We start from the raw sequence: 11,230 nt of genomic DNA on the forward strand, positions 1-11,230 counted from the left end.
GGAGTGTGGGTCATGGAACTGGCGATGGCGGCCGAGGAACTGAAGACGGTGGTCAACCGGCTGCGCCGGGCCCAGGGTCAGATCGCCGGTGTGATCAGGATGATCGAGGAGGGGAGGGACTGCGAGGAGGTGGTGACCCAGCTCGCTGCGGCCTCCCGGGCGCTGGACCGGGCGGGTTTCGCGATCATCGCCACCGGGCTCGAACACTGTCTGACGGACGAGGACATGGCCGCGTCCGGCGACCGGGAACAGATGCGCGCCCGGCTGGAGAAGCTGTTCCTCTCGCTGGCCTGAGCCCCCGGGGCGCGGGGCGGCCGGAGCGGGGCGCGGTGGCGTCGTATCACCGTTCACCGTGAGGTCCGCCGGATCCACCGCACGGCCCGTCAGATGACGGCGTCGAGCAGCATGAAAGCGGCCACGGCCAGCAGGGTGACGGCGAAGAGGCGCCGGAGCAGGGGCCCGGTGACCTTCGCCGCGAGGCGTCTGCCGTCCCAGGCGCCCAGGATCGCCGCCCCGGCGAAGGGGGCGACCACCGCCCAGTCGACGGTGGTGGCGGTGTTCCCCCGGGCGGCCAGGGAGGCGAGCGAGTTCGCCGAGATGACCAGCAGGCTGGTGCCGACGGCGGCCCGCGTCTCGAAGGCCACCACGGTGACGAGGGCCGGCACGGCGAGGAAACCTCCGCCGACCCCGAGCAGCCCGGTGAGGGCACCCAGCCCCGCCCCCGCGCCCGCCACCTTGACGGACCCCGCCTCACGGACCACCGGGCGGTCGCCCACTTCGGCGGCCTCGCGGCCGGCCGCTCCGTCGACCGTTCCGGTGGCCGTTCCGGCGACCGCTCCGGTGACCGTTCCGCTGACCGCTTCGGCGACCGCTCCGCCAGCCGCTTCGGTGGCCACTCCGGCCTCTTCGTCGCCAGCCGCTTCGGTGGCTTCGGCGGCCGCTTCGGCAACCGTTCCGGCGGCCGCTCCGGCGGCCGCCCCCGTGCGGTCGGGGCGGAGCATCGCCCCGGCGGCGAGGGCGGCGACCAGTGCGAACGCCGTCGTCAGCACGGGCTGCGGCAGCCGGGAAGCGGCGGCTCCGGCCGCGGCGGCGGGGAGCAGTCCGGCGGCGGCGAAGAGGGCGCCCGCGCGCCAGCGGACGTTCCCCGCGCGGGCGTGGGTGTACAGGGCGGTCAGCGAGGTGGCGGTGACGATGAGCAGGGCCGCGGTGGTGGCGGCGGCCGGGGTGAAGCCGAGCAGGTAGACCAGCGCGGGCACCGCAAGAACGCTGCCGCCCCCGCCGAGCGCACCGAGCGCGAGTCCGACCACGGCCCCGGAGATCAGGGCCAGGATCAGCGCGCTCACGCTATGACACCGCCGCCGCCATGCTCGTCGGAACCGTCCTGCCCGGCCACCACCGGAAGCCCCGCCTCCGCCCAGGCCGCCATGCCGCCCTCGACATCGGTGGCCTCGACGCCGCGTCCGAAGAGCAGCCACGCGGCCTGCTCGGAACGCCGGCCCGAGCGGCAGATCGCGGTCACCGGCCTGCCCAGCGCGGCGGCCGGGAGCGGCGCCCCGGCCGTCAGCCGGGAGAGCGGCAGGTGGAGGGCGCCGGGGGCATGCCCGGCCTCCCACTCCGGGGCCTCCCGGACATCGAGCAGGGCCACTTCCCCCTGACCGGCCGACCGGTGCGCCTGTTCGACGCGCAGGCGGTCGGGGCCGCCGTGCGGGGAGGAGAACTCCGTGCGGGCGCTCATTCCCGGGGCGCCCGGCCGGGCGTCCGGGGCGGCGGCCTCGGAGCGGGTACGGGTCAGCCCCGCCCCGGTGGCGGCGTCGAAGCCGTCGTCGACGGCGACCACGTCCCGCCCCGACGCGGCGAGCAGGGACGCCGCGATCGCCGCGCGCATCCCACCGGCACAGTGCACCCACACCACCCCGTCCGGCACCTCACCGGCACGGCCGCGCAGTTCGTGGAGCGGGATATGGACCGAGCCTTCGATCCAGGCGCCCGCGCGCTCCGCGTCCCTCCGTACATCCAGGACGACCGGGTCCTCGCCGCGCCCACGCGCCCCGGCGAGAGCGGCGAAGTCCGCACGCGGGAAGGAGGCGAGCCGCTCGCCCTCCCCGATCCAGCCGCCCGGCTCCCCCGTGGCGGCGGCGGCCGGACGGTCGATGCCCACCCGGGCCAGCTCCCGCTGCGCCCGGGCGATCTCCTCCGCCGTACCGGCGAGCAGGGTGACCGGCCTGCCCCACGGCATCAGCCAGGCCAGATAGGTGGCGAGCCGGCCCTCCCCCTCGAAGTTGAACGAACCCGCCACATGCCCCTCGGCGAAAGCCACCCGGCTCCGCAGATCCACCACCCACTCCCCCGCCGCCAGCCGCTCGGCGATCTCCCCGGCATCCGCGCGCCGGGGCGGCGTCAGGTCGAGCGGCGCGGGACCGGCGGCATTGGCGGGCGCCATGTGCGCGTAATACGCGGGCACATCCGTCAGCCCCGCCAGCAGCCGCCGCACGAAGGTGTCCACGTCCAGGGTGAGCGCGTCGTTGGTGGCGCGCTCCCGCCCGATGGTCGTCGCGTCCCCCTCGGCCTGCGAGGAGGAACAGAAGCTGCCGAAGCCGTGGGTGGGCAGCACCGGTACGGCGTCGTCCAGTTCATCGGCGAGCCGGTGCGCCGAGGCGTGCTGCGCGCGGGCCAGCCGCTCGGTCAGCCGGGGCTCGACCAGGTCGGGGCGACCGACCGAGCCGATCAGCAGCGACCCGCCGGTGAACGCCGCCACCTCGCGCCCGCCCTCCGCCAGGACATACGCGGTGTGGTGCGGGGTGTGCCCGGGGGTGGCCAGCGCACGGAGCACCACCCCCTCGTCCACCGCGAATGTGTCACCGTCGGCGGCCGGGGTACGGGCGAACGCGACCCGCGCCCCGGCCGGCACCAGGTAGCGCGCGCCGGTGACCCGGGCCAGCTCCAGGCCGCCGGTGATGTAGTCGTTGTGCAGGTGTGTCTCGGCGACGAACGCGATACGCACCCCGCGCCGGGCCGCCGCCGCGATGACCCGGTCGATGTCGCGCGGCGGGTCGACGACCACCGCCGTACGGGGTCCGCCGGCCAGATAACTGCGGTTTCCCAGGCCCTCGGTCTCCAGGGTGTCCACGAAGAACACGGTTCACTGCCCCTCTCGAACGATGTACCCGATGATGTACCCCGGGGGGTATCGGGTTTCCTCACCCTAACAGAGATACCCAGGGGGGTATTCCGAACGGAGCGGGCACCCGTACGCGGAAGCCCCCCGCCGACCGCGCGAGGGGGCGCACGGTCGGCGGGGGGCTCGGGGCTGCTGCGTACCGCGCCCGGAGAAGGGGCGGTGGCCGCTCAGGCCGCCATCAGGCGCCGCAGCTCCGTCGCATACGCGCGGATGAGGGCGGGGGACAGCCGTGGCACGTCGCCGTCCGGGCCGATACCGGCCGCCCGGACGGCCGCCCGGAAGCGGGCCGACGGGACGTCGGAGCCGGGCACCGCCTCCTCCGGTTCGCGGAAGGCCCCCAGCAGGGGGAGGATCGAGTACCGGCGCCGCGCCTCGGGCAGGTTGCGCAGGGCGGCCTCGGCGCGGACGAGCCAGTCGCCGTACCCCGCGATCCGCTCGACACCGTGGCCGTCCGCGATCAGCCACTCCACGAAGGTGTCGAGCGAGACGCCGTCGTCGTGCGGGTTCACCAGGTTGAAGGTCCGGTACCCGGAGGTGTGCCGGCCCAGGGCGACGACCGACTCGGCGGTGAAGTCGACGGGCAGGCCGTCGTAGTGGGCCCGTGGCGGCTCGCCGCCGCCGGTCCGGTAGAAGGAGTCCGGGGCCACGCCCGTCGCGAGGAGGGTGAAGAGCAGCCGGCTGAACATGTCGTGGACGTTGAGCTGCCCGGCGTACCGGCGGTGCGCGAGGATCATGGTGGAGCGGAACACCGTCACCGGCAGCGCGCACAGGTCGTACGCCTCCCGCAGCAGCACCTCCCCCGCCCACTTGCTCGTCGTGTACCCGCCCGCGTAGCCGCCGTCGGCGGGCCGGCCCGGGAGCGCGGCGCGCACATCGCTCTCCTCGTCGAGCGGGTCTCCGGCGCGGGAGCGGGAGACGGCCACGCTGGAGAGGTACGTGAACGGCTTGAGCCGCCCGGTCAGGGAGAGCCGGATCAGCTCGGCGGTGCCGAGGACATTGGCGTCGAACAGGTGACGGTACGGCAGCACATGGTTGACCAGGGCGCCCGCGTGGACGACGAGGTCCACCTCGCCGGCCAGCCGTTCCCAGGTCGCCTCGTCCAGGCCCAGTCGCGGTTCGGCGATGTCCCCCGCCAGGACTTCCAGGTGCTCCGCCGCCAGCTCTTCGAAAGCGCCCGGCAGTTCGGGGTCCTCGCTGCCGAAGGCGGCGGCGAGCCGTGCCCCGGCGGCCGCCGGGTCCTTCCCCCGGACCACCACGGTCAGCCTGCCGCCGAGCGGGGCCAGCCGCCGGAGCCACTCCAGGGTGAGGAAGCGCCCCAGATAGCCGCTCGCGCCGGTCAGCAGAACGTGGCGCGGCTCCCCGGCGGGGCGCGGGAGGCTCCGGGCGCCGTCGAGCGTCGCCTGGTCGATGAACCGGCCCAGGGTGAGGTCCTTGGCGTGGATCTCGGTGGCGTCCTCGCCGTGCACCGAAGCGAAGTCGGGGCGCGGCGCCGAGGCGGTGCGTCCGGCCTCGACATAGGCGGCCACCTGCCGCAGGTCGTGCGCGGGGCTGATGATGACGTCGACCGGCACCCGGACCCCGAAGGTGTCGTCCAGCAGGTTCGAGAGCGACACGGCGGAGAGCGAGTCGCCGCCCAGCTCACGGAAGTGCGCTGCGGGGCTCACCTCCGCCGTCGAGCCCGCCAGCAGCGCCCGCGCGGCCCGCTGGACCGTCTCCAGCACCGGCCGGTCGCCGCCGGTGCGGCGCAGGTCGAGGAGTTCCCGGCTCTCGCGGGCCGCGATCTCCTCGTACATCCGCTCCAGTCGCTCGCCGTAACGCTCCACGAGCTGGGGCCGGAGCAGCTTCCGCTGGTCCGAGAGGAGGCCGTTGGCCTGGCTGAACGGCTCGGGCTCGACCAGCAGCCCTCTGGGGAGTTCGTAGGAGTTCAGGCCCGCGTCCTTCGCGGTCCGCCGGAGCGACCGGCCCAGCAGCTCTTCGAGCCCCTGCGGGTCGTCCCCGTACCGGCGCAGGGCCTCGGGGGTGGGGACGACGACGGCGAGCAGGTGGGAGCGCTCGCTGTTGCCGTAGAGGAAGATCTGCCGCACCGGCGGTGCCGCGAAGACCGATTCCAGCCGGGAGACCGCCACGTACTCGCCCTGGGAGAGCTTCAGGAGGCCCTTGCGGCGGTCCAGGACGGCGATACGGCGTGGTCCGAGCTCCGCGACGATGTCGCCGGTCCGGTAGTAGCCGTCCTCGTCGAAGAGTTCGGCCGTCAGGTCGGGGCGCCGGTAGTAGCCGGGGATGCCGTCGGCCTTCAGCAGGAGTTCGCCGCGCGGGTGGGGGGTGTCGGTGCGGAAGCAGCCGAGTTCGGGCACGTCGGCCAGCTTGTAGTCGGTCACCGGCGGGGAGAGCAGCGTGCCGTTGAAGGCGATGCCGGGGACCTCCGTGGAGCCGTACGCGTTGTTCAGGGGGACGCCGAGAAGTGCCTCGGTGAACTCGGTCAGGGCGGCGGAGAGCGGCGCGGAGCCGCAGCTCGCCGAGGCGACACGCCCGCCGAGGACCTCGTCACGGAGCCGCTCGCGCACCGCTGCCGAGGCCCGCTCGGGGTCCTCTCCGGCGGAGATCCTCCGGTCCGTCTCGCTCTGGTGGAGCTGGTGGAGCATCTCGCACACGCGCGGCACGAGATACAGCTCGGTGGGGCGGACGAGGGCGAGGTCGTCGAAGAAGGTCGACAGGTCGCTGCCCGCCGTGAAGTAGCTGGTGCCGCCGCGTGCCATGACGTTCGTCAGCAGGAAGTGGCCCGCGAAGTGGCTGAGCGGCGTGTAGTTGATGGTGGCCAGGGTGCGGCCGGTCCGCTCCGTCCGGTCCTCCCACATCACCCGGGCGAGCCGTTCGGTGTACATCGCGCCCTTCGGCGTGCCCGTGCTCCCCGAGGTGTAGATGAGCGTCGCGAGGGGGTCCTCGTCGTCCCCGGGAACGTACAGCGGCGCCTCGGGCAGCTCCGCGCCCCGGTCGAGGACGGCCGTCAGGGTGACGACCTCCACGTCCCGTCCGGCCTCGGCCAGGCGGTCGCGGGCGGCGGCGCACCGCTCGGCCTGGTCCTCGGCGTCCGGGTGGTGGTCGAAGACGAGCAGCCGCCGGACCGAGGGCGTCCGCAGGGCCAGCTCGGTTGCGACGGAGAGCCGCTCGACGCCGGCGGCGAGGAGGGACGGCCCGGTCTCCGCCAGGACGGCGGCCAGTTGTCCGGTCGACGCGCTGAGCTGCAACGGGACGTTGACGACGCCGAGACAGCCGCAGGCCAGGTCCAGGGTGGCGTAGTCCCGGCTGGTGAAGCCGAGGAGAGCCACCCGGTCGCCCGCGGCGAGCGGGCTGACCGGGTGGTGGTGCCATTCGTTCGCCACCGCGCGGATACGGCTCCACAACTGCCGGTAGGTGGTCGTCTCGTAGCGCGGCAGCAGGCGGACCGAGACGCGCCCGGTCCCCGCGTCCCGTAGGTACTCCCGCGCGCGCTCTCCGACGGCGGGCCGGTCCTGGAAGCGCTCGAAGACATCTGCCATGAGGTGGGCGAGTCGCACTGTGATCTCCGCGTCGCATAGGTGGCGTACCGGTACGGGGACAGCCGTACCGGTACGGGGACAGGCGGGCCGGTCCGGGAACGGTCCGCCTGCCGGTCGGTCACTCCCCCGGGCCGGGGTTCGTATAAAGCTTCCCCTCGGACCAGATGTAACGCGTCCGGCCCCATCGGGCCGCCGAAGCGACATCGGGGAAGAAGCCCCGTCCCTCAAGGTTCGCGCTCGTGTTGCAGAGCACGGGCACTCCGCTGATCTCCGCGTAGGCGGCGAGGATCCGGGCGGTGTCGGTGTCCTGGGCCGCCGCGATGGTCTGGAGCCGGGCGGTGCCGTCCAGGTGCACGACGGCCGGGACGCGCTCGGCCCAGCCGGGGCGCATCCGGTGCTCGAAGATCATGTACGGGTCCGGTGTGCCGGGGGCGAAGACCTCCGGCGCGCGGTCCTCCAGGCAGATGGGGGCGACGGGCCGGTACGGGGCCCGCTTCTTGATGTCGTTGAGCCGGTCCTTCATCCGGAGGTCGGTCGCGGGCGCCAGGATGCTCCGGTTGCCCAGGGCGCGCGGGCCCAGCTCCGCCCGGCCGGAGAGGACGACCACCGGTTCGCCCTCGGTGTGCAGCAGGGCGGCCAGCTCCCGTTCGTCGCAGGGCCGTTCGCGCCATCCGCCGGGCAGGGTGCCGGTGGTGATCCGGGGTCCGCTGTGGACATCCCACTCCAGGGCCGTCCTGCCGCGCCGGAACATCTCGCAGGCCGCGGTCCCGATCGCCGCCCCCGCGTCGTTGGGAAAGGGCGGGACGAAGACCTCCTCGAAGACCCCACTGGCCCGGATCGCGGTGTTCCACTTGATGTTGAGCGCGCAGCCGCCGCCGAGCACCAGGCGGTGGCCGCCGGCCGGGAAGCGGCTCCGTACCGCCGTGGTGAGCCGGGTGAGCAGGTGGTGGCCGAGGTAGCCCTGGTAGGTGGCGATGATGTCGGCGTTGGACAGCCCCGGCATCAGCTCGTCCCGGTTCGCGGCGACCTTGTCGCCCAGCACTCCCACCCGGTCGACGGAGATGTCGCGGTATTCGGCCATGAGGTCGTCGAGAACGGCGAAGGCCCCGGTCTCGACCCGGCCCTTGGCCGCGTACGCCATGGCCTTCCCCGCGACGGAGAGGTGGCGGCGGATGTACGTGTCCGACGTGACGTCGTCGGTGTCGAGCAGATACGGCTCGAACCGCGAGCAGAAGGCCGCGAAGCTGCCGCCGAAGACGGGCATCAGGGCCTCGACGAAGGTCACCTCACGGGTCGCCGCCCGTATGTGGTAGAGGCGCGGCGTGATGAGGCCGTCCCAGACCAGGACGAACGCGTCCTCGCCCCGGGCGGCGAAGGGGCTCGAACAGTACGTGCCGATGAGGTGGTTGGCGACATGGGTGTAGCCGGCGTACTCCCCGAGGCCGAGGCCGTGGCCGTGGCCGTGGCCGTGGCCGTCGAAGGTGTGGCGTTGCAGCGGCCCGTCGTCGCCGGGCGTCTCCAGGTACGGTGCCACCCGGAGCGCCACCGGCAGGCCGCCGGAGTTCACGGTGACGGCGGGCTCCCCCGCGGCGTTCTCCGTGTACCAGCCGTCGACCACGAACTGGTCGATGTCGGCGGGTGCCAGGCCCTCCGCGGCGAGGATCCCGGTCACCCGTTCCAGGTCTCCGAGGGAGCTGTAGCGCTCGCCGTTGTCCAGCTTCTCGATCTCGTAGCTGAAGAGGAGGCGGCCGTCTTCGATGACGGCGACCCCGCCGTCGTGCGATGCCTTGATCCCGCAGATGAGCATGTGGTCAGCCATACCTTTCTGGCCGCGCTAGCGGCGGTTCAGCCGTACCGGCAGTGAGTGGAGCCCGCGGATGATCGTGCTGTTGCGCCACCGCGGTTCCCCGGGGTCGGCCGCGAGCCTCATCGCGGGGAACGCGTCGAGCAGGGCGCCGAACGCCGCCCGTACCTCCACCCGGGCGAGCGGCGCGCCGAGGCAGTGGTGGATGCCGTGTCCGAAGGCGAGGTGGCCACCGTCGGCGGGCCTGCGGACGTCCAGCACGTGCGGGTTCGCGAAGCGCCGCGGATCACGGTTGGCGGAGGCGATCGACAGCAGGACGAAGTCGCCGGCCGGGATCTCGGCGTCGCCGATGGTCAGGGGCTCCGTGGCACACCGGAAGGAGGCGTGCTTCAGGGGGCTCTCCAGCCGCAGGAACTCCTCGACCGCGCCGGGGAGGAGGGAGCGGTCGGCGCGGAGCGCCTCCCACTGGTCCAGGTTCCGCATCAGATGGAGGGTGCCGTTGCCCAGGGCGTTGAGTGTGGTCTCGAAGCCGGCGACGAACAGCAGATAGGCGGTCGAGACCAGTTCGACGCCGGTGAGCCGGTTGTCGACGTCGTGGGCCGAGACGACGGCGGAGAGCACGTCGTCGGTGGGGACGCGGCGTTTGCGCTCGATGAGTTCGCCGAGGTAGGCGACGACCTCGGTCGTGGCGGTGGCGGCCGCTTCGGGGGAGTCGCCGGAGACGAGCGCCTCGGACCAGGACTTGAAGTTCTCCTGCTCCTCGACGGGTACCCCCAGCAACTGGCAGATCACCCGGATCGGCAGCGGGAACGCGAAGGCGTCCAGCAGGTCGACCGTGTCCTCGTCCGCGAGGGAGTCGATCAGTCCGGCGGTGATCCGGTCGATCTCCGGCCGGAGCGCTTCGACGGCGCGGCTGGTGAACGCCTTGTTCACGAGCTTGCGCATCCGGGTGTGGTCCGGCGGGTCGGAGTTGAGCATGTGGCTGGCGATGGCGGGTGAGAAGCCGGCCCGCCGGTCGCCGTCCGGCTCGTTCTGCGCGAACAGCCCGTCCATGCGGTGGAGATCGGTGCTCAGCCGGGGGTCCGCCAGTGCGGAGCGCACCGCGTCGTAGCCGATGACGAGCCAGACGGGCAGTCCGCCGCAGACGGGGACTCCGGGGGGCATCATCACCCGGTGCGCCGGGCCTTCGGCACCGAGCTTCGCGTACACCGCGTAGGGGTCCTGCACGAACGTGTCGTCGAGTTCGAGCGGGGCGGGGTTCTGGTCCATGGGCGCTTCCTCGGAGTGGTGGTGGTGTCACGCGCCGGACGGGGCGGGCGGGGCGGGCGCGTCGCCGCGCCGGGCGGCGAACATCTCGGCGGCCAGGAAGGCCAGGTCGAGCGCCTGGCCCCGGTTGAGGCGCGGGTCGCACGCCGACTCGTATCTGCGGTGCAGGTCGCCGAAGCCCAGTCCGGCGCCGCCGCCGACGCACTCGGTCACATCCGCGCCGGTCAGCTCCACATGGAGTCCGCCGGCGTGGGTGCCGAGCGCCCGGTGCACCTCGAAGAAGCCGGCGAGTTCGGCGAGGATGTCCCCGAACCGTCTGGTCTTCTGCCCGCCGGGCGCCTCGAAGGTGTTGCCGTGCATCGGGTCGCACACCCACACCACCGGCGCGCCGGTGGCCGTGACCTTCTCCACGAGCTCCGGCAGCAGATACCGCACGCGGTGCGCCCCCATCCGTACGATGAACGTCAGCCGGCCCGGCCGCCGTTCGGGGTCGAGGCGGTCGACGAGGGCCAGCGCCTCTCCGGGGGTGGCGGTGGGGCCCAGTTTCACCGCGATCGGGTTGTCGACGGTCGCGAAGTAGGCGACATGGGCGCCGTCGAGCCGGCGGGTGCGGTCGCCGATCCAGAGCAGGTGGCCGCTCCCCGCGTACCGCCGGCCGGAGCGCGGGTCGCGGCGGGTCAGGGCGGCCTCGTAGTCGAGCAGCAGTCCCTCGTGGCCGGCGAACACCTCGGTGGTGGGCGCCGGAGCGCCGCCGCCGTACGTGCTGTCGGTGCCGCGGGTGCCGTCGCGGGGGAGCGCCCGGCCGATCCGGTCGGCGAGGGCGCCGTACCGTTCACCGGCCGGCGAGTCCGCGACGAAGTCCAGGGTCTCCTGGTGGAGTTGGCGTGGCCCGGGGCCGCCGTGCGCGTAGCCGCGCAGGAGGTCCAGGGTGGTGCGGGACGCGTCGTACATCCGGAGCAGCCGGGCCGGGTCGGGGCGTCGTTCGGCCGGGCTGAAGCCGATGCCGTTCACCGCGTCGCCCCGGTAGGCCGGGAGGGTGCGGCCGTCGACGGTCTCGGTCGGCCGGGAGCGGGGCTTCGCGTACTGCCCGGCCATCCGGCCCACCGTGACCACCGGCAGCTCCGACGCGTACGCCAGGATCATGGCCATCTGCCGCAGGAGGCGCAGGGTGGAGTGGACCGCCGGCGCCGAGAGGTGGTCGAACCGTTCGGCGCAGTCGCCGCCCTGGAGCAGGAGGGCCTTGCCCTCCGCCGCCCGGGCGAGCCGTGCGGTGAGCGTGTCGCTCTCCTCGGGCGCGACCAGCGGGGGCAGGGCCGCCAGCCGGTCCGTCACGGCGCCGAGTTCGGCCGGTCCCGGCCACTCCGGCCGCTGGTGGGCGACGAGTCTCCGCCAGTGCGCGGCGGCTTCGCCGGTGAGGGTCACCATGGTCTCCGTCCGCTTCTCGTG

7 protein-coding genes and 1 pseudogene are annotated in these 11,230 nt (G+C 73.6%); 1 reads left to right on the top strand and 7 read right to left on the bottom strand.

All coding sequences use genetic code 11. The features are described from left to right. Positions 1–12 precede the first annotated feature (12 nt). Complete coding sequence (locus AB0O07_RS09415) at positions 13–294, top strand: metal-sensitive transcriptional regulator (protein ID WP_365629510.1); 282 nt, start codon at positions 13–15, stop codon at positions 292–294. 89 nt (positions 295–383) lie between these two features. On the opposite strand, the gene AB0O07_RS09420 is transcribed toward AB0O07_RS09415, so the two are convergent. From AB0O07_RS09420 to AB0O07_RS09450, 7 genes and pseudogenes are all read right to left on the bottom strand, one after another. Then, a complete protein-coding gene (locus tag AB0O07_RS09420) occupies positions 384–1,343 on the bottom strand; it encodes a sulfite exporter TauE/SafE family protein (RefSeq protein ID WP_365629513.1) in 960 nt (319 codons plus the stop codon). Beyond that, positions 1,340–1,735, bottom strand: coding sequence for a rhodanese-like domain-containing protein (locus AB0O07_RS09425; RefSeq protein WP_365630330.1), 396 nt, complete (start codon positions 1,733–1,735; stop codon positions 1,340–1,342). Before AB0O07_RS09425 ends, AB0O07_RS09420 begins: the two co-directional genes overlap by 4 nt. Positions 1,736–1,786: 51 nt before the next feature. After that, a pseudogene (locus tag AB0O07_RS09430) lies at positions 1,787–3,136 on the bottom strand (MBL fold metallo-hydrolase); the annotation flags it as partial. Between the two features lie 209 nt (positions 3,137–3,345). Then, complete coding sequence (gene car, locus AB0O07_RS09435; protein WP_365629516.1) at positions 3,346–6,918, bottom strand: carboxylic acid reductase; 3,573 nt, start codon at positions 6,916–6,918, stop codon at positions 3,346–3,348. Further along, complete coding sequence (locus AB0O07_RS09440; protein ID WP_365629519.1) at positions 6,833–8,533, bottom strand: carbamoyltransferase N-terminal domain-containing protein; 1,701 nt, start codon at positions 8,531–8,533, stop codon at positions 6,833–6,835. Before AB0O07_RS09440 ends, car begins: the two co-directional genes overlap by 86 nt. A gap of 15 nt (positions 8,534–8,548) precedes the next feature. Further along, complete coding sequence (locus AB0O07_RS09445; protein ID WP_365629522.1) at positions 8,549–9,787, bottom strand: cytochrome P450; 1,239 nt, start codon at positions 9,785–9,787, stop codon at positions 8,549–8,551. Positions 9,788–9,814: 27 nt separating this feature from the next. Further along, positions 9,815–11,209, bottom strand: coding sequence for a 3-deoxy-7-phosphoheptulonate synthase class II (locus tag AB0O07_RS09450; protein WP_365629525.1), 1,395 nt, complete (start codon positions 11,207–11,209; stop codon positions 9,815–9,817). Positions 11,210–11,230: the final 21 nt, after the last annotated feature.

The sequence above is a fragment of the Streptomyces sp. NPDC093085 genome (assembly GCF_040683935.1).
In the GTDB taxonomy this organism is placed as follows: Bacteria; Actinomycetota; Actinomycetes; order Streptomycetales; family Streptomycetaceae; genus Streptomyces.

What these genes read in the sequence shown, in the direction of transcription:
- AB0O07_RS09445 (WP_365629522.1), bottom strand. Translation starts at nt 9,787, where the DNA reads ATGGACCAGAACCCCGCCCCGCTCGAACTCGACGACACGTTCGTGCAG.
- AB0O07_RS09450 (WP_365629525.1), bottom strand. Translation starts at nt 11,209, where the DNA reads ATGGTGACCCTCACCGGCGAAGCCGCCGCGCACTGGCGGAGACTCGTC.
- AB0O07_RS09440 (WP_365629519.1), bottom strand. Translation starts at nt 8,533, where the DNA reads ATGGCTGACCACATGCTCATCTGCGGGATCAAGGCATCGCACGACGGC.
- AB0O07_RS09425 (WP_365630330.1), bottom strand. Translation starts at nt 1,735, where the DNA reads ATGAGCGCCCGCACGGAGTTCTCCTCCCCGCACGGCGGCCCCGACCGC.
- car (WP_365629516.1), bottom strand. Translation starts at nt 6,918, where the DNA reads ATGTCGCTTCGGCGGCCCGATGGGGCCGGACGCGTTACATCTGGTCCG.
- AB0O07_RS09415 (WP_365629510.1), top strand. Translation starts at nt 13, where the DNA reads ATGGAACTGGCGATGGCGGCCGAGGAACTGAAGACGGTGGTCAACCGG.